At 60.4% G+C, this 23,907-nt stretch carries 14 protein-coding genes and 1 pseudogene; 8 read left to right on the forward strand and 7 right to left on the reverse strand.

Annotation, left to right across the window (positions count from 1 at the left end; translation table 11 throughout):
- Nucleotides 1-338: pseudogene (locus VJ651_RS10070) on the reverse strand (MFS transporter); the annotation flags it as partial.
- 358 nt (nt 339-696) lie between these two features.
- A complete protein-coding gene (locus tag VJ651_RS10075; protein ID WP_324107329.1) occupies nt 697-2,922 on the reverse strand; it encodes a malate synthase G in 2,226 nt (741 codons plus the stop codon).
- A 528-nt stretch (nt 2,923-3,450) separates the two neighbouring features.
- Between VJ651_RS10075 and VJ651_RS10080 the strand changes: the two genes are divergently transcribed.
- The 3 genes from VJ651_RS10080 (at nt 3,451) to VJ651_RS10090 (ending at nt 6,942) form a co-directional block, all read left to right on the forward strand.
- Nucleotides 3,451-4,260 (forward strand): hypothetical protein, encoded by an 810-nt coding sequence (locus tag VJ651_RS10080; RefSeq protein ID WP_324107330.1) that lies wholly within the window; start codon nt 3,451-3,453, stop codon nt 4,258-4,260.
- A 339-nt stretch (nt 4,261-4,599) separates the two neighbouring features.
- The gene (locus VJ651_RS10085) at nt 4,600-5,499 is read left to right on the forward strand and encodes an SGNH/GDSL hydrolase family protein (protein ID WP_324107331.1); all 900 of its coding nucleotides are present in this window, start codon (nt 4,600-4,602) and stop codon (nt 5,497-5,499) included.
- 60 nt (nt 5,500-5,559) lie between these two features.
- On the forward strand, nt 5,560-6,942 hold the full coding sequence (locus tag VJ651_RS10090) for a hypothetical protein (RefSeq protein ID WP_324107332.1): 1,383 nt from the start codon (nt 5,560-5,562) through the stop codon (nt 6,940-6,942).
- Nucleotides 6,943-6,987: 45 nt separating this feature from the next.
- Here VJ651_RS10090 and VJ651_RS10095 read toward each other — a convergent pair whose 3' ends face one another.
- Nucleotides 6,988-7,899 (reverse strand): LysR family transcriptional regulator, encoded by a 912-nt coding sequence (locus VJ651_RS10095; RefSeq protein WP_324107333.1) that lies wholly within the window; start codon nt 7,897-7,899, stop codon nt 6,988-6,990.
- Between the two features lie 134 nt (nt 7,900-8,033).
- Between VJ651_RS10095 and VJ651_RS10100 the strand changes: the two genes are divergently transcribed.
- Together VJ651_RS10100 and VJ651_RS10105 are read left to right on the forward strand one after the other, a co-directional pair.
- Entirely contained in the window at nt 8,034-8,417 is a 384-nt protein-coding gene (locus VJ651_RS10100) for a DUF2917 domain-containing protein (RefSeq protein WP_324107334.1), read from the forward strand.
- A 13-nt stretch (nt 8,418-8,430) separates the two neighbouring features.
- The gene (locus tag VJ651_RS10105) at nt 8,431-9,114 is read left to right on the forward strand and encodes a GNAT family N-acetyltransferase (RefSeq protein ID WP_324107335.1); all 684 of its coding nucleotides are present in this window, start codon (nt 8,431-8,433) and stop codon (nt 9,112-9,114) included.
- A 15-nt stretch (nt 9,115-9,129) separates the two neighbouring features.
- Here the strand turns inward: VJ651_RS10105 and dnaE are convergent, their stop codons facing one another.
- A complete protein-coding gene (gene dnaE, locus VJ651_RS10110; protein WP_324107336.1) occupies nt 9,130-12,582 on the reverse strand; it encodes a DNA polymerase III subunit alpha in 3,453 nt (1,150 codons plus the stop codon).
- A gap of 443 nt (nt 12,583-13,025) precedes the next feature.
- Here dnaE and VJ651_RS10115 point away from each other — a divergent pair, with 443 nt between their 5' ends.
- Entirely contained in the window at nt 13,026-13,880 is an 855-nt protein-coding gene (locus tag VJ651_RS10115) for a sulfurtransferase (protein WP_324107337.1), read from the forward strand.
- A 389-nt stretch (nt 13,881-14,269) separates the two neighbouring features.
- Nucleotides 14,270-16,330: a DUF4214 domain-containing protein gene (locus tag VJ651_RS10120; protein ID WP_324107338.1), complete on the forward strand. Its 2,061-nt coding sequence runs from the start codon at nt 14,270-14,272 to the stop codon at nt 16,328-16,330.
- Between the two features lie 114 nt (nt 16,331-16,444).
- Here the strand turns inward: VJ651_RS10120 and VJ651_RS10125 are convergent, their stop codons facing one another.
- Genes VJ651_RS10125 through VJ651_RS10135 form a run of 3 tightly spaced genes read right to left on the reverse strand, consistent with a single transcriptional unit; the run spans nt 16,445 to nt 21,434 of the window.
- Nucleotides 16,445-18,244 (reverse strand): TolC family outer membrane protein, encoded by a 1,800-nt coding sequence (locus VJ651_RS10125; RefSeq protein ID WP_324107339.1) that lies wholly within the window; start codon nt 18,242-18,244, stop codon nt 16,445-16,447.
- A gap of 2 nt (nt 18,245-18,246) precedes the next feature.
- Entirely contained in the window at nt 18,247-19,620 is a 1,374-nt protein-coding gene (locus VJ651_RS10130; RefSeq protein ID WP_324107340.1) for an HlyD family type I secretion periplasmic adaptor subunit, read from the reverse strand.
- Between the two features lie 2 nt (nt 19,621-19,622).
- Nucleotides 19,623-21,434 carry a type I secretion system permease/ATPase gene (locus VJ651_RS10135; protein ID WP_324107341.1) on the reverse strand — a complete coding sequence of 604 codons (1,812 nt, stop codon included), beginning with the start codon at nt 21,432-21,434 and terminating at the stop codon, nt 19,623-19,625.
- A 464-nt stretch (nt 21,435-21,898) separates the two neighbouring features.
- Here VJ651_RS10135 and VJ651_RS10140 point away from each other — a divergent pair.
- Nucleotides 21,899-23,907 (forward strand): DUF4214 domain-containing protein (locus VJ651_RS10140; RefSeq protein ID WP_324107342.1); only part of this gene is annotated, 2,009 nt, incomplete at its 3' end.

Here is a 23,907-nt window from a genome sequence, read left to right on the forward strand (position 1 = left end):
CCGAGCGCAATCAGCGGCCCCTTCGGGAGTACAAAATAGTTTTTCCCGCCTGCTGTGTCAGGCCTGTCGTTGGGCAGCACGCGGCAACTGAGGAACAGCATGAGGAGCAACAGCAATGTGATCGCGCTGAAGTGCATGGTCACCGCAAGCCCGGCACCCGCCAGCAGGCTTTCCAGCACTGCACTGGCCAGACTTCCGACGCAATACCACGCATGCAACGAAGACAAGACCGATCGACCCGTGGTTTTTTCCAGTTCAGAACCGATCGTGTTGATAGCGACATTAAAACTTGTTTGGGATGCACCGAGCACCACCATCAACATCATCAGCGAGACCATGTTCGGCGCCGCAGCGAGAATGGGCAATACCGATACAAGTACCAGGCCTGTGCACCATGCAGCCTGCCGCGACCCTGTACGAGCGACTAACAGACAATGATCCTGAAATAGGCATGGCTTTTCTTGCTAATGAGCGCGGTTGCAAACACGACGACCGATGCGCCGACGATAGCTATCTGTTGAATTCACTCATTGTCCCAACGCCTCCTGTTCAGAAATGGTTCTTTTCTTGCGCAGACTATTCCATTTCCAGCGCTCGTTAGGAGTTCTTCCGGTTAGAAGGTCATGGCACCCTCCAAAAGAAAAATCCCCTGCCACATGACGTATGCAGGGGATTCCGGTGACTGCGCCGAGTGGATCAGGCTTGCGTGGCCTTCACCTTCAGGCGCCATGCATGCAGCAGCGGCTCGGTGTAGCCGCTCGGTTGCTCGATGCCCTTGAAGATCAGGTCGCGTGCGGCGCGATAAGCGAAGGACGCTTCATAGTTCGGCGCCATCGGCGTGTATACAGGATCACCGGCGTTCTGCTTGTCCACCACCTTGGCCATGCGCTGCAGGGTCTTGTGCACCTGGTCTGCGTTGACGATGCCGTGCAGCAGCCAGTTGGCGATGTGCTGGCTGGAGATGCGCAGCGTGGCGCGGTCTTCCATCAGGCCGATGTTATGGATGTCCGGCACCTTGGAGCAACCGACGCCCTGGTCGACCCAGCGCACCACGTAGCCGAGGATACCCTGGCAGTTGTTGTCGAGTTCCTGCTGAATCTCTTCGGCGGACCATTTCGGCTTGGCGACTACCGGGATTTGCAGAATGTCGTTCAACAGGCGTTCGATTTCGGCCGGCGCATCGATCTTCAGCAATTCCTTCTGAATCGCGAACACATCGACCTGATGGTAGTGCAGCGCATGCAGGGTCGCGGCGGTCGGCGATGGTACCCACGCAGTGTTGGCGCCGGTCTTCGGATGACCGATCTTCTGTTCCATCATCGCAGCCATCAGATCAGGCATGGCCCACATGCCCTTGCCGATCTGCGCACGGCCGGACAGGCCGCTGGACAGGCCGGTCAGCACATTGCTGCGCTCATAGGCGGACAGCCAGGTGCTGGTCTTCATGTCGCCCTTGCGCATCATCGGGCCGGCCACCATGGCGGTGTGCATCTCGTCGCCGGTGCGGTCGAGGAAGCCGGTATTGATGAAGGCGATGCGCGCTTCGGCTTCCTTGATGCAGGCCTTGAGGTTGACGCTGGTACGGCGCTCTTCGTCCATGATGCCGAGCTTGACGGTGTTGGCGGGCAGGCCGAGCAAGGCTTCGACGCGCGAAAACAGTTCGTTGGCGAAGGCGACTTCCGCCGGGCCGTGCATCTTCGGCTTGACGATATACACCGAGCCGGTGCGCGAGTTGCTGATGGTCTGGCCGGCCTTGCGCTTCATGTCGTGCAGGGCGATCGTGACGGTCACCACCGCATCCATGATGCCTTCCGGGATTTCCCTGCCGCTTTCCAGCAGGATCGCGGGGTTGGTCATCAGGTGACCGACGTTACGCACAAACAGCAGTGAACGGCCGTGCATGGTGACCACGCCATCCCTGGCATCGGTTGCGCCGGCAGCGGCGGTGTACTTGCGGTCTTCGTTCAGGGCGCGGTCGAAGGTCTTGCCGCCCTTGCTGACGGTTTCCACCAGCGTGCCTTGCAGGATGCCCAGCCAGTTGCTGTAGGCGAGGACCTTGTCTTCGGCGTCCACGGCAGCCACCGAGTCTTCCAGATCGAGAATGGTGGACAGCGCTGCTTCGCAGATCACGTCGGCCACGCCGGCGGCGTCTTCGCTGCCGATCCTGGTCGAACGGTCGATGCGGATGTCGATATGCAGGCCGTTATTCTTCAGCAGCACCGACGACGGGTTTTCCGCGTCGCCCTGATAGCCGATGAACTTGTTCTCGTCCTTCAGGCCGGCGGTGCTGCTGTCCTTCAGGGTGACGACCAGCTTGCCGTCCACGACGCGGTAAGCGGTCGAGTCGAGATGCGAACCCTTGGCCAGCGGCGCGGTGCGATCGAGCACGTGGCGTGCATATTCGATGACCTTGGCGCCGCGCACCGGGTTGTAGCTCTCGCCCTTCTTGCCGACCTTGGTCGCACCGTTGGTTTCGGGCAGCACGTCGGTGCCGTACAGGGCGTCATACAGCGAGCCCCAGCGCGCGTTGGCGGCATTCAGCGCATAGCGTGCATTGAGGATAGGCACCACCAGTTGCGGGCCAGCTTGCAGCGCCAGTTCGGCGTCGACATTGGCGGTAGTGGACTGCACGTCCTGCGGCGCGGGCACCAGGTAGCCGATCGATTCCAGGAATTCGCGGTAGGCCGGCATGTTCTTGATCGGGCCCGGATGGGCGCGATGCCATTGGTCCAGTTCGGTTTGCAGGCGATCGCGCTCGGCCAGCAGTGCGGCATTCTTGGGGGCCAGGTCATGGGCGATGGCGTCGAAGCCCTTCCAGAACGTGGCGCTGTCGATGCCGGTACCCGGCAGAACCTGGTCTTCGATGAAGCGATACAAAACTGTGGCCACTTGAAGTCGGTGGGCAGCGGTGCGTGCAGTCATGGGATCCTCGTATGTTGTTGCAACAAAAAATGGAAAGGGAAAGGTCAAATCAAAGCTTTTGCGGGCACGTCATCCCTGCTCGCGATCTGCTTGTCGCGCCACAACACGGCTGGCGCGTTGCCTGAAAAGGATTGAATTGGAGTATATGAGATCAAAAAGTGAGCTAGTACACGATTTTGTCACATCATTTGTGAGTTTTTGTAAAAAATCGATGACTTCTTCTCACGGGCAGCAAGCATCTTGGGGGTTCCGAAGCAGCTCTGGGCGATAGCACGAAGCCACTACTCGGTCCACGGAAAACACGGAAAACACGGAAAGGGCGATTGTTTTGCATTTCTTTCGTGGCTTCCGTAATGGAATGGACGCCTCCTTTCAGGAACGGCATTTGAGTGCCTTCCGTGGACGATATATCGGTTTGCCCGCCCGACGCCGCCCTTCATGCATTCGTCCCGCGACGCCGCCATGGAGACACGGCGTGAAAAGACAACAGTGTGTACACTACCGCGCTACCGTTTTTTTGCCTGACCCATGACGATCACTATCAACGAAGACCTCCGCGCCTATATCGATCCGCTGACAGAAGACGAATACGCGGCGCTGGAACGCAGTTTACTCTCCGAGGGATGCCGCGATGCGCTGGTATTGTGGGGCGACCTTCTGGTGGACGGGCACAACCGCTACAGCATCTGCCAGAAGCACGGCATCCCTTTCAATACCGTACAAAACCAGACCTTCCAGTCGATGGACGACGTGCACCTGTGGATGATCGACAATCACCTCGGGCGGCGCAGCGTGTCGGATTTCCAGCGCGGCGTGCTCGCATTGCGAAAGAAGGAAATCGTCGCCGCGCGCCTGGCGCAAGCACAAGCCCAGCAAGCATCTGAGGAGCCGGCCGCCGCCGAAGCCGCCGCACCATCCAGCACCGCTCCGGTATTGACGCGCGAGGCCGTCGCGCGTGCGGCGCGGGTAAGCAGTGCGACCCTAGGTCAGATCGAGAAAATCCAGAAAACGGCCGCGCCCGAACTGGTCAGCGCTGTCAAGGCGGGCGTGATTTCCATTAATGCCGCGGCGGCAGTCGCCTCCTTGCCCGGCGAGAAGCAGGTCGCAGCAGTCGCCGGCGGCAAGAAGGAACTGCGCCAGGTGGCGCGACAGGTCCGCGAGGCCCGGCTGCCCCCCAAGCCGGAACCGGCACCTCCGCCCAGCGACGCCACACCCGAGCAACTCGAAATTCATCGCCTGACGCTATTGGTGACCAGGCTCACGGAAGAACGCGATCAGCTGAAAAAGAAGGTGCAGCACTTGACGATCGCACTTGCGGAGGCTCGCGGCGAGCAATAGCCTGCTGTACACCCGCATGGTCTCTCGTCACGCCCTCCATGCTTTCGCTTGTGCTGATTGCACATTGATATCGCAAGACAAAGGAAATCATTCCGACAGAAAGGGTTGGCATACAGGCCAGCCCTTTTTAATTTCGCAAGCTTACCGCTTGCCGACGCGTCGAAATCCCCCGATTTAGTCTCCCTCAAGAAACTTTCTGTCGATCAACTTGTCTTTCTTTCGGTCATTCCGCCCGATGGCTTTGCAAGATGATATTTGTCCTTAGGCACCAATGAGTAAGGTACGCCCTGGATAAAGCCTTTCTCGCGCTTGCCGGGCTCACTTACCCTGATACCTGTCATGAAACTATCCGCACTCGTCGCCGCCATTCCTTTCCTGCTCGCCGCCTGCGGAGGAGGCGGCAGTGATGCCACCACCTCCGGCAATACGCAATCCCTCCAATCGGCGATAGTGGCACAGCCGGCTGCCGCAACGACAGCGACAGCGGCACCAGCGGCTCAGGACGCACCAACGCCATCCGCTTCCGCGCCGCAGCCGTCTGCGGAATCGGCGCCAGCGCAAGCACAGGCCACTGCGCAATCCGCCCCAACACAGGTTTCCGCACCAGCTCAAGAACCCGCTGCAACCACATCCCCTTCGAGCACGACGGCCACTGCCCCGGCAAATAACACGCCGGTGCTGGTTGAATACTACGGCGACTCGATCATCTGGGGCTGGCTGCCGAACAACGACTGGGTACGGGTCGAGAGCCCCGCGCCTGCGGTATTTGCCGCCGATACCGGCCTGACCGTACACAACATGGGCAGTCCCGGCCGCCTCGCGGAAGCCGCGCTTGCCGGCGACGGCGTCTATCCGGCATGGAACCAGCAAATGGCACAGTCGAAGGCGACGCACGTCATCATCGAATATCACTCGCACGACACGGTAGCCAACACAACGTCGCGCGTGCGGCAACTGATCCAGATCGCCAAGGCCAATGGCAAGAAGGTGATCGTCGAAACGATCGGGCCGGGATATCACTCCGGCAACCTGAGCTTTGACCAGATCACCCACGCGCAGCGCGACGCGGCAGCGGCCGAGAACGTCCCCGTCATCGACCAGACCGCCTACCTCCAGCAATACCTCGCCAGCAGCGGCAAGGGTGTGTGGGACATTTGCCCGGACGGCCTGCATCCGGACCAGGCGACATACATCCTGAAGGGGCATTACGCGGCCAAGCAATTTGCAGCCATCAAGTAAGCTCGCGCCGGGTAGCAGTAACGGCATAATATGTACCGACTCAACGCTGAGAGGACGGACATGATGATGCTTCGATTGCTGCACTTCCGGATGACGACGGGCCGGCTGTTGTTCCTCGCGGTGGCAAGCGCTTTTTCGCTGCCGGCCCATGCATGGAGCAATCACGCGCTGGGAACATGGCAGGCACTTGCGTCGACTGACGAAGTCGCGCATGCCGCACCGGTGCGGGTTGAAAGCCTGGAAGCTTTTCTGGCTGCGGAGGGACCCAAGCTTGAGCGCCTGCTGGACGAGGAAGAAAGCTGGGCCCGGAGCCATGTGCCGCACTACCCTGCGCGCCCCGCCGCCTTGGCCTTCAAGGCGGATGGCAGCGCGCCCGAGATGCGCCGCCGCTTCATGGCGGCACTGCGGATCAACCCGGCATCCCGGCTGACGCTCTTCATGCAGGTTCGCCCCGGAACCGCGGTTCCCGCATCGGCCGCCATGCCGAGGTCGGAAGTCACGACGGTCGGCCAGCGCGACGATCACAACAAGGCCGCCTTCCTGCGCTTGCACGAGGGCGACCTGGTCACCCCACTGGATGTGACGGCGACCGCCTCGGATGAACCGGATTTCGGCCTGGACATCGGCATCTGGGCGGACAACGGCACCGGCTACGGCAGGCAATACGGCTTCGGGAAACAGCCGTTCGGCAATCCGGCGCTCGAATTTTCCAGTCAGGCGCCCATGCACATGGGCTTTTTTCACGAGTCATGGATCGTGTACAAGGCCGCGCCATTCCTGCTGCGCACCTATCCGGAATACCGTATCCACCTCTACCAGACCCTGGCGCGGCACGCGCTGCGTACCGGTCATCCCTACTGGGGCTGGCGATTTGCAGGATGGGCGCTGCACTATGTGCAAGACCTGACCCAGCCTTATCACGCCCGCGTCGTCCCCGGCGTCGGAACGGCCACGCTGCTATGGACCAACTCGCTCGCCCTGCTCGGCATGCCGACGCAGAAGGAGCACGCGATCACGCTCGTATCGAACCGGCACCAGGCGCTGGAAAACTACCAGGTCCGGAGGATGCGGGATGCCTATGCCAGAAAGGATGACAAGGACGCGCTCCTGCTTGCCGCACGCGACGCCACCGACGACAAGCGCTATCCGCGCTACACCGATGCCGCAGTACGGGCATCCATCACGCAGCAATCGCACGCCGCCGCGGACGCCACCGACGCCGCCCTGGAGCGCGGAATAGCGCCGAAATACATTTCCGATCCCGATTACGTGATGACCGCCTCCGGTTCCGACGTCGACCTGTATGCGCTGGTGTCCGCCGGACCGCAAGCGGCACGCGACGAGATGACGACGCTGGTTGCGGGACTGATGAAGAACTTCGGCATCCACTCGCGCCTGTTCGTCCGCGCGCTGGCTGAAGGGGCGCAGGCCGGAGCCAATTGAGGTTCGCAGGAAGCACAAGCTTCGGGAGACTGCGCCCCTCCCCGCTCAATACCTGTCCCAAGGCGGCACCGGCCCGAAATGCGCCATCAGGTGATCGATGAAGGCGCGCACCTTCGGCTGCATGTATTTGTTCGGCATATAGGTCATGTAGAGTGACATGCCGGGATTGGCAACGCTGTCGGGCAGGATCTCCTGCAAGCGCCCGCTCTTCAGGTACTGGCCGATGATATAGGTCGGAAGCATCAAAATGCCCATGCCCTCAAGTGCCAGCTGGATCATCACTTCGGAACTGTTGACCCGGCATTTCCCCTGCAGGTGGAGATGGACTTCCTTGTTGCCGACGACATAGCGCCAGCCGCTGCGCAAGGCCGGTATGTCCTGATAGACTAGGCAATGATGCTCTCGCAAGTCCTGCGGCGTTTGCGGCGTGCCGTAGCGCTCCAGGTAGGCGGGAGCAGCGCAAGTCACCCAGCGCACCGGCGCGATCTGGCGCGCGACCATGTTCGGCGCCGGACGGTCCGTGATGCGTATCGCCAGGTCGTAGCCCTCTTCCACCAGATCGACCACGCGGTCGCTCGCATTCAACTCCACTTCGACCTGGTCATGCTGTTGCAGGAAAGCGCCGAGTGCCGGCGCAAGATGCAGTGATGCGAAGATCACCGGCGATGTCACGCGCAGCACGCCGCGCGGTTCGGCCTGCAGGTGCGTCACGGTCTCCGTCGCGGCATCGATCTCCTGCGCGATGCGGGCGCAATGCTCGTAATAGGCGGCGCCGATTTCCGTCAGGCTCAGGCGGCGCGTGGTGCGGTTCAACAGGCGCACGCCCAGCGCCTGTTCCAGGCTGCTGACCTGTTTGCTGACCAGCGACTTCGAGGTCGCAAGTTGCAGCGCCGCCGCCGAAAAGCTCTTGGCTTCCACTACCTTGGCAAAGGTCATCATTTCCGCCAGTCGTTCCATCGCGGCCTCCTTTGATTGTCCACCTATGGAAACAATATTATTCCAATTTGCGTAATTGTAAATATTTAAGAACAAATCATACTGTGCTTCATGGGGCCAAACGCCTCCCAACCGATCGAAACAAGGAGATCGCCATGCATGCCACAGTCCACAAGACCTTCGCAGTCGGCCACCATCATGATCGTGATGGCGCTGCGCCGGAATCGCTGCTGAAACTCGATCCCGCCGGTGAATTGGTCCGTCTGCAAGCCAAACAACATCTGCGCCTGCACAAGGCGACCGGCTGGACCGTTCGTGTACTGGCCGGTGCTGTCTGGCTCACGCAGGACGGCGATATTCGCGACATCGTGCTGCAAGCCGGCGAAAGCTACGTGCTCGACCGCAAGGAACCCGCCCTCCTGTCGCCGTTCAAGGATGCGCAGATTTGCATACAGCGCGACACAAGCCGGCAAGCGACATCCCGCAGCCCGCTGGCCCGCAGTCTTTCGCCGGCCACGGCCTGCGCATCGCTGGCATGAAACGGAGGCGATCATGCACAGCCTTTTGCCAGTTACGCTGAACTGGAGGCAGCTCCTGCCGTTCGGCCCCGCCGTCTCATCGCCTGCGATGCTGCAGTCCGAGGTGCACGATACCTGGCGCTTGCACGATGGCACAGCAGTCACGCTGCGCACGGCACGCGAGGACGATGGTGAACTGATGCAGGCATTTGTGCGCGGACTGTCGCAGGAGAGCCGCTACCATCGCTTCTTCTATCCCGCGCACGAGCTGCCGCCGAAAATGCTGGACCGCTTCACGCATAACGCGCCGGCCGCTGCAATGACGCTGCTGGCCTTCATTCAAAAGCAAGGCCGTGAAGTGATGATCGCGATGGCGCAATACGCTGCGGATCCGTATCCGGAACGTTGTGATTTCGCCGTTGTGGTGGGCGATGCCTGGCAGCGCGAAGGTCTTGGCACCCGTTTGATTCAAGCGCTCGTCTGTCTCGCGCGCGAAGCCGGATTTGAACGCGTCGAAGGCGATATCCTGGCAGAGAACAGAGCAATGCTGCGCCTGATGTCACGCATGGGATTCGGGCTGATGCAGCATGAGGATGGCCCGACTCTGGTGAGAGCAACGAAGGCGCTTGATGTGCCGGGATGGAAATGCTCTCCACTCACTGCGCTGGCAAAGGCGCGCAACCAGGGATCGCGCATGCCATTGGCGGCATGCGCATGAGACTGCGGACGTCGATCAGTATTCGACGTCCGCGCCCTTGACCCCGAGCTTGTCCGCCAGCATCTGCTTGAGCGCATCGGCGGGCGCGACCCGCCAGTCATCCGGCAGGCGGATCTCGCAACTGCCCACGCCGTCGCGCACGTAACGCATCAGCAACGGCAGACCGGTCTCCGAGCGATAGGGCGACAGGATGGACTTGATCTGCGACGCATCGATCTGCGACGCCAGCGCGAAGGAGAACTGCCGGCCGAACTGCACGCGCGCCATCGCGATGTCCATCACCTTGTCGGCGGTCACGCGCAGGCCGCCCGAGAAACGGTCCTCGGACACCTTGCCCTGCACCGCGAGGAATTCGTCTTCCTTGAACAAATGCCGGTTCGGCTCGTACAGTTCGTTGTACACGGTGACATCGACCGTCGCGGTACCGTCATCCAGCGTCACCACCACCATCTTGCCGCGCTGCGTCATCTGCACGCGCACGCCGCTGATGATCCCGGCCAGCAAACGCGCGTCGCGCGCCGGTTCGAGGTTAACCAGCTTGGTCTTGACGAACTTGCGCACCTCGTTCGCATAGGCATTGAACAGGTGGCCCGAAAGATAGAAGCCGAGCGCCGCTTTCTCTTCGGTCAGCCGCTGCTTCTCGGTCCAGGGCGGCACCTTCACATATTCCGGCGGCGCTTCCATGTCGCTGTTTTCATCGCCGAACAGGCTGACCTGATTGATCGAGGCTTCCGCCTGCTCCGCGCATTCCATCGCAAAGTTCACCGACGCGATCAGTACGCCGCGATCGACGCCGAAGCAATCCATCGCGCCGCCGCGGATCAGCGCCTCGATGGTGCGCCGGTTCATCTGCTTCTTGTCCACGCGCTTGACGAAGTCGAACAAGTCCTTGAACGGCCCGCCCGCTTCGCGCGCGGCGACGATGGCTTCGATCGCATGCTGCCCCGAGCCCTTGACCGCACCGAGACCATAGCGGATCTGCGTCGCCTTCTTGCCCGGTTCGCCGACCGGCATGAAGCGGTAGTCGGACTGGTTGATATCCGGCGGCAGCAGTTGCAGCTTGCAGATATCGATCGCGTCCTCGACCAGGATCTTGATCTTGTCGGTGTCGTCCATCGCGAGCGACATGTTGGCTGCCATGAACGCTGCGGGATGGTGCGCCTTCAGGTAGGCCGTGTGATACGACAGCAAGGCATAGGCGGCCGCATGCGACTTGTTGAAGCCGTAGCCCGCGAACTTCTCCATCAAGTCGAAGATCTCGTCGGCCTTTTCCTGCGACAGCCCGTTCTTCGCCGCGCCCTCGCGGAAAATCTGGCGATGTTCCGCCATCTCTTCCGCCTTCTTCTTGCCCATCGCGCGACGCAGCAAGTCGGCGCCGCCGAGCGAGTAGCCGCCGATCACCTGCGCCATCTGCATCACCTGCTCCTGATACACCATGATGCCGTAGGTTTCGGACAGGATGCCCTCGGTACGCGGATCGGGATAGTCGAATTTCTCGCCATGCTTGCGTCGGCAGAAATCCGGAATCAGGTCCATCGGGCCCGGACGGTACAGCGCCACCAGCGCGATGATGTCCTCGAAGCGGTCGGGGCGCGCATCCTTCAGCATGCCCTGCATGCCACGGCTTTCCAGCTGGAACACGGCGACCGTCTTGGCCTTGGTCAGCAGTTCGTAGGATGCCCTGTCATTCAGCGGCAGCTTCTCCAGCGCGAAGTCCTTCATCGCCGGATCGAGCTGCTTGATGTAGCGTACCGCGCGATCGAGAATCGTCAGCGTGGTCAGGCCCAAAAAGTCGAACTTCACCAGGCCGACCGCTTCCACGTCGTCCTTGTCGTACTGCGACACCACGCCGGTTTCGCCGCCCTGCGTGTAGAGCGGACAGAAATCGGTCAGCTTGCCCGGTGCGATCAGCACGCCGCCGGCATGCATGCCGATGTTGCGCGTGATGCCTTCCACCTGCTGCGCCAGGTCGAGCAACTGCTTGACCTCCTCTTCCTTCTCCATGCGCTCCTTGAGCAGCGGCTCCTCCTCGATCGCGTCGGCCAGCGTCACCAGCTTGCCCGGCTTGAAAGGAATCAGCTTGGAGATGCCGTCGCAGAAGTTGTAGCCCATGTCGAGCACGCGGCCGACGTCGCGCACCGCGCCCTTGGCCGCCATGGTGCCGAAGGTCGCGATCTGCGACACCGCGTCGCGGCCGTAGCGATCCTTCACGTACTGAATCACGCGGTCGCGGTTTTCCTGGCAGAAGTCGATGTCGAAGTCAGGCATCGATACGCGTTCTGGATTGAGGAAGCGCTCGAACAGCAGGTTGTATTGCAGCGGATCGAGGTCCGTGATCTTCAGCGCATACGCCACCAGCGAGCCGGCACCCGAACCGCGGCCCGGTCCGACCGGCACGCCGTTGTTCTTGCCCCACTGGATAAAGTCCGCCACGATCAGGAAGTAACCCGGGAAGCCCATCTTGATGATGGTATCCGTCTCGAACTTCAGGCGGTCTTCATAACGCTGCCGGTTCTTCTCGCGCTTTTCCTCGTCGGGATACAGTTGCTGCAAGCGGACTTCCAGGCCTTCCTTCGCCTGCTTCACGAGGAAATCGTCGAGCGACATGCCGTCCGGCGTCGGGAACAGCGGCAGCTTCGGCTTGCCCAGTTCCAGTTGCAGGTTGCAGCGCTTGGCGATCTCGATCGAGTTCTGCAATGCTGCCGGCATGTCGGCGAACAGTTCCGCCATCTCCGCCTGCGTCTTGAAGCACTGCTGCTCGTTGAAGCGCTTCACGCGGCGCGGATTGGCAAGGATCTCGCCCTCCGCGATGCAGGTCCGTGCCTCATGCGCGATGAATTCTTCCGGCTTCAGAAACTGCGTCGGATGCGTCGCAACGACAGGCAGCTTGAGCTTCGCCGCGAGTGCCACCGCCTGCCGCACATGGTTGTCCATGTTGGGTTGGCCGTAGCGCTGGATTTCAATATAAAAATGGTTCGGAAAAATCGCCGCCCAGCGCTGCGCGCAACGCGCTGCCGCATCCGTATTGCCGTTGTCGATGGCAATGCCGACATCGCCGGTATGCGCGCCCGACAAGGCGATCAAATCGCTCGCCGCGCCGTTCTCCAGCCACTCGGTGCGGATCTCCGCGCGCCCGCGATGCACGTTCGTCAACCACGCCTTGGTCAGCAGCTCGCACAACTGCAAATAGCCGGTGCGATTTTTTACCAGCAACAGCAGTCGCGACGGCTTGTCGCGGTCGTCGTCGTTGGTGATCCAGACGTCGCAGCCGGCAATCGGCTTGACGCCCTTGCCGCGCGCCGCCTTGTAGAACTTCACCATGCCAAACAGATTGGCCAGATCGGTAATCGCGAGCGCGGGCTGACTGTCTTTTGCAGCCACTTTGACAACATCGTCGATGCGCACGAGGCCATCGACGATCGAGAATTCGGAATGGAGACGGAGATGGATGAATTGCGGCGAGGTCATCACGCTATTTTACCGTGCTTGGACGCTTCCGATTGGCAATCCGAAAGCGCTTGCAAGAAGCAACTGCACTGTCCACGGAAAACACGGAAATCACGGAAGGAACCGGTGTTGCCTTTGTCCGTGTCTTCCGTGATTTTCGTGGACAATCTGTTGTCTTGCCTGCGCGATGCCAACCTTACTATGACCACACGGGACTGCAGAGAACGGTGAATGCAAGAATCAACTGCATTGTCCACGGAAATCACGGAAAGAACCGGTGTTGCCTTTTTCCGTGTATTCCGTGTTTTCCGTGGACAATGCATTTTTTTCCTGGTCAATTCCGGCCAGCACGTGATCGCCCTGATACGGTCGCACCTCGCATGCATCGCCTGGTCCCGCGTGTTGCGGCGATATCCCAAGGCGGCGTCTATAATGGCGGCAAATCAAGGACTTACTGCCTCCCTATGCCCTCAAGCAACACCTACGTCAACATCGCCGCCTACAAATTCATCACCTTCAACGACACCGTTGAAAAGCGTCCGCAGTTCAGCGCGCTGTGTGAAGAGCTCGGCCTGAAAGGCACCATCCTGCTCAGCCCGGAAGGCATTAACCTGTTCCTCGCCGGACTGCGCGAGCCGATCGACCGCTTCCTCGCCTGGCTGCGCGCAGACGAACGATTCGCCGACATCGAAGTCAAGCAAAGCTATTCCGATCGTCAACCCTTCACCAAGATGCTGGTCAAGCTCAAGCGCGAAATCATCACCATGAAAAATCCCTTGATCAAGCCGGAAGAAGGCCGCGCGCCCGCGGTCGACGCGAAGACCCTGAAGCGCTGGCTCGACCAGGGCCATGACGATGCAGGCAAGCCGGTCGTGATGATGGACACGCGCAATGCATTCGAAGTCGATGTCGGCACCTTCACCAACACGATCGATTACCGCATCGAGAAGTTCAGCGAATTCCCCGAAGTCGTCGCCCGCGACAAGGAAGAACTGAGCGGCAAGACCGTCGTCACTTTCTGCACCGGCGGCATCCGCTGCGAGAAGGCGGCGATCCACATGCAGAACGTCGGCTTCGACAGCGTGTATCAACTGGAAGGCGGGATCCTGAAGTATTTCGAAGAAGTCGGCGGCGCGCATTACACCGGCGATTGCTTCGTCTTCGACTACCGGACGGCATTGAATCCGCAACTGGAAGCCACCGACACCAAGCAATGCTTTGCATGCCGTGCCGTCGTCACACCGCGCGAGCAGTTGTCGCCGCATTACGTGCCGGGGAAGTCGTGCCCGCATTGCAGAAAGGAAACGGCATCGGAGTAATCGTCACATCGCTCTGCCTGCGAAGAAATCCGACGCTTGATTTTTCTCAGTGTTTCGTCGTCAAGGTTCAATAATGACGTCTCGCCTTGGCAAGATCAATTGCCCGCTAATTTTGAGCGTACTCCTCTTCGATTTTCGGATGCTGCACTTGATATATTTCTCTCTGCCTTGATACGGCGGCCACGCGTTTCTGAAGCTCATTGCTGCTCAACAATAATGCTTCGCGCCAAGCTCCTCTTGCGTGGCGAGATCGTTATCGCCGAACAATCTTCTCAGCATTCAACTGGCCTAAAGCATCAACTCTTTATCTAACGCAAAAGGCCAGTTTCCACGCGAACTATATTTCCCTTTGTTATCCGCCAGGATCACTGATCATCAGGGAGGTAGTCATGCGTTATTCGATAAGAGGTTCATTACTGATTGCACTCGCGCTTGCCGGATGCGGGGGCGGCACACCGGGAGACCAGGCAAGTTCAACGTTCAAGGGGCAAACGGTTGCCGTTCCCCAGGCAGTCACCGTCACCGACTACAACACCGTCGTGCAGGAGTTGTACATTGCCTACTTCGGACGTCCGGCGGATACGACTGGTCTGGCGAATTTCACTGCACAGCTTAATAACGCCCAATTACCGACAGATATTCAGAGCTTGAACGCAGCCTACAGCAGCAACCCGACAGTTCGCGCGCTGATAGACGGATTCGGCAACAGCGATGAATCCAAGGTCCTTTATCCCGGCGATACGACCTCCTTCATTACCGCCATTTACCGCAATGTCCTGAACAGGGCACCCGATGCCGCCGGCCTGAATTTCTGGGTAACGGCAGTCGACAAGAACGGCCTTACGCGGGCCAACGCATCCGTCTCGATCATGGCAGGTGCATTGATCAACCAAACCGCTCAAGGGCAAATCGATGCAACACTGATCAATCAGCGCGTCGCGGCGGCCAGCAAATTCACCTCCGTCCTGACGACCCCCGATCTTGTGAATGCCTACAAAGGCAATACCGCCGCCGGCATCGCGCGCGACATGCTTGCCGCGATTACCGAAACAAGCACCTCAAACTCAATCGATGCAGCAGTCAATTTGACCATGTACCAACTGGCCAAGGCGGTGACAGCGCCGACGACCGCCGACATGCCGGCACCAGTTGCCGCGACGACTCCGATGACGATGTCATGCGCCGACGGGGCAAGTTATCAATGCAGTGGCGATACCGTCGTACGTACGGAAAACGGCGTTGCGCTCACGAGCTCCGGGGTGCAGGTGCACGGACGTTCAACCAGCGACCTGCTGGTGCCGAACCCTGCCAAGACCGGTGCCTTTGGGCTGGCGGCATGGAACACGGGCCTCGCGGAAGTGCGGCTGGCAAAGGCCAGTTCAGGAGTGGTGTCCTCGGCCGCGCTGCTGCTCAAAGACCTCGGTTTGTCATGGGATGGCAAGGTGGAGCGCCCACAGATCATCGAGACGTTCAGGACGACCCAGGGCCGCATCCAGCTCGGCACCAACGGCGCGCTGGTATCCAGCGTACTGCCGCCAAGCTCCGATCTCGCTTTCTATAACTACGCGACGGCAGGCATCACCGCGACGCAGGCCAACTACGCCAACAACGCCTACTTCCCGCGCACCGGCAATCCGTCGCGCTGCGACGCAAGCGTTTCCTCGTGCCCGACCGACGAGAGCGCGGGCGTCCAGTATGCCGCCGGCGATTGGAGAACAGGCGGCCGCGAACCGGATGTGGCGCGCGCAAGCCGGCTGCATGAGGACGGGGACATCCATGCCGGCGACGGCGTGCCCACCTCAAGCGGTGCGACAACGCTCCTCCCCGGTGCAACCGGCCCTGGCGTACCCTTCCCCGGCGCCAAGGGTTATCGGCAAATATTCAATTGGGGTTTGCAGTATGCCAATCTCGCCACCTGGCTCACGCAGGACACGGTGCAGATGGTGGATTGGGGCGCAACTGGCGGCGATGAGCACAACAAGAACCGGCGCGGCCTGGTTGCATTCGGCGAGGTGACGGACACGGCCAGCGTTCCGGCAACGGGCACCGCGACCTATTCCGGCATCGTGTACGGATGGCAAGCGGGCAGCGCCACAGTCGACCCCTCGGTATTCCGTGGCACGGCGACCATCACGGTTGACTTCGCGACACGCCGCGTGAACCTGTCTTTCACGCACACCGCCACCTATGACACAGCCGAAACCTATGTGGCCATTCCAAGCTACGTGCCGGCAGCCATCGGACAGACGGGCACGACCGCCACGAACTACTTCACCGCAAGCCTCACCACCGCCGCATTCTCCGGCGGACTCAGCGGCCGCTTCTTCGGCCCGGTGGTCAGCACAGGAACAGGCGGAGTCGGTCCTGCTGAAATCGGTGGCGCGTTGACGCTGACGAATTCATCGACGGGCGCGACCACGCTTGGAGGGTTTATCGGACGGAAGCAATAAGAGGGATGGGGGTGAGCAGGCAGTAGCCCCTGCCTGCTCGCACTGATTGAGTTGCCGGTGATTGCCTGGTATCGCTGCATGCTGTTGCAGCAAAACCAGGCGGCACCGGCAATTTCATTGTTCCGACACTTCCTGCTTGATCTTCCACTTGCCATCCTGCCTGGCCAGCAGCAGAACCTTGCGGGTTTCATCCGCCAGACGGTTCGACTTGTAGCGCTGGCGGAACTTCACGGTAGCGCTGTCCCCGTCAAGTGCGACTTCCGGCGACTCCGCCTGCACCGATATCTGGCGATGGCTTTGAATGCGCGCACGGCGTGTCCTTATCCAGTCATCAAGCGACTGGCCGTTCCCGGGCTGGAAATCGCTTGCGTAGAAATCCAGATACCCGTTCACATCCTGTGCGCTCCACGCCTTGGTCCAGCCGTCGACGAGTGCGAGCAATTCCTTGCGTGCCGAGTCGTTCGCACTGGTCCGCGCCACTGGCGCTTTTGCCTTTTCTTCCGCGGTCTTGTGCACCACGCCAGGAACGGAAATCGGGAGAATTCCCGTGGTCGCATTGCCAGCTGATCCAGGCACAAAATACCCTGCCACCGCTTGCAAATCCTCCGCCGACAGCGTTCCAGCAGCGGACCGCAGACGCAAGTAAGCGAGCAGATAGTTGTAGCGCGCCTGGGCCAGATCCTTTCTCGCGGAGAACAGCTGCTGCTGCGCGTTCAGCACGTCCAGATTCACGCGCACGCCGCCCTTGACGCTTTGCTGCGTCGCCTGGACAAGAGCACGCGCGGAATTGACCGACTTGACCATGGCGTCGATGCGCGATGCGCTGCTCAGTATCAGGTTGTACTCCTTGCGCAACTCCACCAGGACCTGGTTGGTTTTCGCGTCGAGGTCCGACTTCGCCTTCTCGTGATTTGCCACCGCCTGACTGGTCGCCGCAGTGACCGATCCACCGGAATACAAGGGAATGTTCAACTGTATGCCGACCGCGCGAACCGTCGCATCCTGATTACGGGTGCTCAGGGTTTCCGAGTCGCTCTTGCTGTAACTGGCAACGAAGTCGAGACGCGGCGCGTGGCCTGCCCGGTTCCTGGCGATGTCCTGTTCAGCCGCTTCGACGTTATAGCGTTGCGCAACGAGATCGGGATTGCGATCCAGCGCGATCGCTTTCCATTCTTCATATGTTGCCGGCTGCATGGGCTTGACCTGGAAATCGTCCGTCAATCCATCCAGCTGCGTGACGTCCGTACCGATGATCGCAGCAAGATTGTTGCGTGCGGTCGTCATGTTGTCGCGGGCCTCGATCAGTTGCGCTTCCGCCAGATCGAACTTGGCCTGCGTTTCCAGCATGTCGGTCCTGGTGCCTTCGCCCTTCTCGAACATGCGCTCGTTGGCCTGCTTCTGCTCCGCAAACGTGTCGCGCTGCGCGGTCGCCAGCGCCAGCTGGTCCTCCGCGAACTTCGCGTCCGCAAAAGCTCCCACCAGACGCAACACCAGATCCTGACTCCTGGAGGAGAATTGCGCATCGCTGATGTTGGCCTGCGCAAGACCCAGGCGATAGCGCGCGAACCCGTCCAGATTGAAGATCGGCTGACGCAGGCCAAGCACATTGGAAGTACTCGTATAGTCCGGATGCGTGGTGCTCATCTGCCCCAGAAAATTCGGCTGCGTAATGTCCGTGCGATTCTTGCTCTTGGAGTAGCTGATCGACACCTGCGGCAACAGATTGGAGCGCCCCAGTGCCCGATTTTGCTGTCCTGCCTCGTTGTCATGGCGCGCCGACTGATAGGTCGGATCGTTCTGCAGCGCCGCCTGGTAAGCCTCCACCAGGCCGAGCGCAGACGCTTGTCCGCCATGCAGCATGAAGATCGACGCCAATGCCGATGCCAGCAGGCGCTTGTTCAGAATTCGCGCCACGTTCACTCCTCGGTCAACGCCGTGCCGGCGCGATCAATCACCGGCTTGAACAGGTAGCTCATCATCGTGCGCTCGCCGGTCCGGATGAACAGCTCCACCGGCATGCCGGGGCGCACTTCGAGATTTGCCAGCAGCTTCTTGCCTTCCGGCGTCACCTTGGCCTTCATCTTGTAGTACGGCATGCCCGTCCGTTCGTCGACGATGCGGTCAGCCGATACCTGGGTCACCACACCCGGAATTTGCGGCGTCTTGTTGCGATTGAATGCCGCGAAATTCAGTTCCACCGGCAAATCCGCATGCACCTTGTCGATCAGGTTAACCGGTACCTGGCCTTCGATGATCAGGGGATCGTCGCTCGGCACGATATCCATCATTCGAAAGCCCGACCCAACCACCCCGCCGCGCGTAAAGACGTTCAAACCAACCACGGTGCCGTCTACCGGCGCCTTCACCTGCGCATTGGCCAGGTCGTAGTCCAGGCTCTTCAGGCGGTTCTCCAGCGCTTCCGCTTCCTTCTGAACGTCCGCCAGCTGCGTCCGCACTTCCTTCTGGTATTCCTGCTGCCGCTGGGTGCGGCGCAATATCAGTTCCTGGATCTGGCGTTGCGCACGGCCGATATTGCCAATGTTCTCGGCGATGGCACCGTTCACCTGCGCATAGGTGCGCTCCAGATCGAGCACCCGGTTGCGTGCGACGTAGCCATCCTTGACCAGATCGCGCAAGTCATCCAGCTGCTCCTTCAGAATCTTCTGCTGGGCTTTTTGCGCGTCGCGCGATTCTTCCAGGCCGCGCAACTGCGACTTCAGGCCGGCGATAGTCTCTTCCGTCGCGGCCAGATCGCTCTGGATTGCCGACTGGCGCGACGCGAACAACTGATTCTGCAATTCGATATTGGCCGCAACACGCGGGTCGTTCTTCGCGCTTGCCAATTCGGCGGGGAAGCTGACCGACTTCTTGCCGTCGCGCTCCGCGATGAGGCGGGCCTCGGCTGCACGGGCCGTGAAATACTGCACGCGCGACATCTCCGCATTGGCTTTCGCCTGCACGTCATTCATGCGCACCAGAACCTGCCCGGCCTTGACCTGATCGCCTTCCTTGACCAGGATGTCCTCGACGGTTCCGCCGGTCAGATGCTGGATTGCCTTTCGATTGCCCGACACAGTCACGGTGCCGCTCACCGGCACCCCTTTGTCCAGCGGCGCAAACGACGCCCATAGCAGAAACCCCCCGACCCCGAGCAGGACGATCAGCCAGCCGATACGGCTGTAGCTGCTCGGGTCGGTGTTGATATCGAGGGGCACCACCACTTCGGCGGCAGTCACATCGATCGGCTCCGCCAGTTCCGTTGTCTTCTTGCTAGCAAATAATTTCCGCATGATTATTCCTGCTCCGTCGCTGCCGTCGTTTCGCTATTGGCCGCAACCCTTGATTGCGCATCCATCTGTTGTTGCCGCGCCTGTTGTGCCTGCTGGACCTGTTGCGCCTGCAGCGCCGCCTGCTTCTGATTGGCCTCGGCCAGAGCCTTGAGCACGTCGTTGGTCGGTCCGAACATTTGTGCGGTACCGTCACGCAGCAGCAGCAATTTGTTGGTAATGCCGATGACGCTCATGCGATGCGTGATCAGCACGATCGTCTTGCCACGCTGGCGCAAATCGTTGATCGCCAACAGCAGCGCCTGCTCGCCCACATCGTCCAGGTTCGAGTTCGGCTCATCCAGCACCAGCAAGGACGGATCGCCGTACATCGCCCGAGCCAGACCAATCCGTTGCTTCTGTCCGCCCGACAGGCCGGCACCGCCATCGCCCAGCAGCGTATCGTAGCCGCGCGGGAAATGCAGGATCATGTCATGCACGCCGGCGCGCTTGGCCGCCAGGATCACCTGCTCGGAATCGACTTCGCCGAAACGCGCAATATTCTCCGCAACCGTTCCCCCGAACAGTTCGATATCCTGGGGCAGATAACCCACATGCGGCCCCAACTCATCCTTGTTCCATTGGTAGACATCCGCCCCGTCGAGGCGCACCTTGCCCACCGCCGCCGGCCATACGCCAACCAGGAGGCGCGCCAGCGTGGACTTGCCGGAGCCGCTCGGGCCGATGATGCCGAGTGCATCGCCCGGCTGAATCGCGATGCTCAAACCCTTGAGCACCGCCACCTGCGATCCGGGAGGCGCTGCGGTAACGGCTTCCACCGATACCGACCCCAGCGGCTTCGGCAGCGACATGCCTCCCAGGCGCGGCGGATTCGTTTCCAGCAATTGGGTCAGGCGCTCATAGGCGCTGCGCGTGCTGCTCCATTGCTTCCACACGCCGATCAGCATCTGCACCGGGCTCATCGCGCGCCCCACCAGGATGGAGGATGCAACCATCATCCCGGGCGTCATTTTTCCGTCAATGACCAGCAACGAGGCAAGGCCGAGCACCAGCGACTGCAAGGACACCTGGAAAAACTTGGAGGTCGCCGTCACGATACCGGCCTTCTCGCTCGCTTCCGCCTGCAGTTGCAGGAACTTCCCGTGCATCTTGAACCAGCGCGTCATGAGATTGGGCAGCATGCCCATCGCCTCGATCACTTCGGCATTGCGCAAGTTGTTGCTGGCCAGCGTGCCGGACGCAATCGACATCGCATTCGCTTCGCTCAAGGGTTTGCGCGACACCACTTCGTTGACATAAGCCAGCACCACCAGGATCGCGGTCCCGCACAGGGCGAACACGCCGAGCCAGACATCGAAGAAGAAAATCACGATCAGATAGATCGGAAACCAGGGCGCATCGAAGAAGGCGAACAAGGCATTCCCGGTCAGGAACTGGCGGATGTTGGTCAGGTCATGCAAGGACTGTCCTGCATTGCCGCCGCCCCGCTTCAGGTTTTGTTCGAAGGCGGCGGTATAGACACGCTTGTTCAGCTGCATGTCCAGTTTCGCGCCGATGCGAACCAGCACGAAGCTGCGTACAAATTCCAGCGCACCCATCAATGCATAAGCACCGAGCATGATCAGCGTCAGCATCAGGAGCGTGATGTCATTGCGACTGGCGATCACGCGGTCGTAGACCTGCAACATATAGATGGATGGCACCAGCATCAGCAGGTTGATGATCGCGCTGAATACGCCGACCGTGCGAAATGCGCTCTTGAAAGAGACCAGCGCCTGCGCAATTTCATTTTTTGGTACTTGGAATTTGGGTTTCATCTGAATTTCTTTGCACGACAGGGTGCAAGCCCATGAGAAAATAATGCACGACACTGGCAACACAATCGTCAAGCGCACTTCTTGCCTGATCCAGCTGTTGACCGACAGGGCGGAAACCATAAAAAAAAGGCGCGTCGCCCGCAGCAAATGAACGCAACTAGCAACCCACCCTGCTCCACCCAAAAATGTGACGCAAATCACATTTTGCGAAGCTTACCATAGCGAAATGTTGTCTACCAGCTTTTTGCGTGTTGGAAATTAGCGACAGCCGTCCTGGCCGTCCGACGAAAGCAAATTCCCCTCTCCAGTCTTCAAAAGAGCAACGTAAACATCTTGCTTATTGGCAAATATTTTGATGTAGTTCAATGTTTTTTCATGGCGAGGTATTTAGCCTCTTAACGGCGCTGGCGCGCCAACAAGACACTCATGATTTGAACAACGAGAACTGACTCTGGGAGGGGCAAATGCGATATCTGGGAATAGCAATTTGCGCGGCAGCCGTGTTGCTTGCCGGATGCGGCGGTTCCGGCACTGGAAGCTCGCTGCAAGGACAGGATTCGACCGGGAAGCTGGCCACGGCAGTGCAACTCTCAAGTTCGCAATATGCGAAACCGCAGGCCCTGGCCGCGCAGGATTACACGACCGCCGTTCAGGAACTCTATGTCGCCTACTTCGGGCGTCCGGCGGACAGCACCGGACTGACGAACTTTGCCACCGTCCTGGCGAACGCCGGCGCGCCGGCGGATATCCAGGGCCTGAACAACGCCTATTCGTCCAACTCCACGGTCAGGTGGGCGATCGATGCCTTTGGCAACAGCGACGAATCGAAAGCACTGTACACCGGCGACACGCGATCCTTCGTGACCGCCATCTATTCGAACGTGCTCAGCCGGGCGCCGGATTCGGCTGGTCTGGCGTGGTGGATCAACGCCATCGACAACGGCGGCCTGACGCGGGGCAATGCCGCCCTGTCGATCATGGCCGGCGCCCTCGCCAACACGACGCCCGATGGCCTGAATGATGCTGCCCTGATCCAGAAGCGGATTGCGGTTGCCACCAATTTCACGTCAACGATCACGACACCAACGCTGGTCGCCGCTTACGACGGCAATGATGCCGCCGCCACTGCGCGCAACATGCTTGGTACCGTGACGAGAACAACCGATGTTACCGCCTTCAGGACCAACATCGATGCAACGCTCTCATCGCTGGCAAGCACCGTGGTTCTCATCAACGGCTATGCAACCAAAGGTCCGATGAACGGCGCGAAGGTCACCATCTATGCCCTGAACGCGGACGGGACACATGGCGCCGCGCTCGGATCAGGCACGACGTCCTCCGATAATTCCGGCATGTTCTCGGTCGGGCTGCACACCCGGCCGACCGGCCCGATCGCCGTATCCGTCAGCAACGGCAGCTACGCAAGCGAGTATGACGGCAGCACCGTCCAGTCAAGCACTGTCATGGACGCGATCGTGGACAGTGTCCCTACAGGCGGCATCAGCGACGTCTCCGTCACGCCGTTGTCCGACATGGTCGCAAAACGATGCGCGAAGCTCGTTACACAGGGATCCACGCTGTCCACCGCCCTTACGCAGGCGCGCAGCGATGTCCGATCACTGTATAACCTCGGCACCAAGCCCGAAAGCATCGTGCCCAGCTTCGATCCCAACCTGGCGAGTACGGACCGGTTTGCGCTTGCCATGGCCCTGGTCAGCCTCGAAAGCTTCACCCACTCCGTCGGCGCGACCACCACCGACGCCGTGTATGACACGCTCAGCAGCGACTTCGCGGACGGCACATTGGACGGCAAGGCGGGCAGCACAAGCCTGCAATACGGCACGCTGACCAATGTCACGAGCACCACGCTCAAGGACAAGATGTTCTCGAACCTGCGCTCCTCCGTCGTGTCGGTGGCGAACAACGTGGCACCGGCGAGCTTGAATGCCTGGGCGAATGCCAATCCGGCGACAGCCAGCAGCAAGGCGGTTGCGTCGCCGCCGCCCGGTTACTCCTGCGGCAGCGGCTACACGCTGGTCAACCAAAGCTCCGGCAACCCGACCTGCTGGGACGGCACCACGGCAAGCAATGGAACGCCGATCATTGGCATGTACACGGTCTGCAATGGCCAGAAACTGGCCGGTGACGTGAGCTGCACACCTGCACCGACCTATTCCTGTCTGGCCAATTACCAGCTCGTGACGAACACCTCAGGCAGCCCGATCTGCTGGGACGGCACAAGGACCTCGACGGGCGATATCTACCTCGGACGCTATTACATCTGCGGTGCGAACAACGCCAAGGTTGCCTCCGAGTCGCAATGTCCGGCGAGCAATTACATCAACATGTATCAGGACTCGACAACGCCCGCGATCATGACAGCAGGCACGCCGGGCATGCTCGGCAACTCGACGATGATCGCCACCTATACCGCGCCGAACATCACGCTGTACCAGGCAACGCCGATCCCGGC

The sequence above is a fragment of the Noviherbaspirillum sp. genome (assembly GCF_035254865.1).
Taxonomy (GTDB): Bacteria; Pseudomonadota; Gammaproteobacteria; order Burkholderiales; family Burkholderiaceae_D; genus Noviherbaspirillum.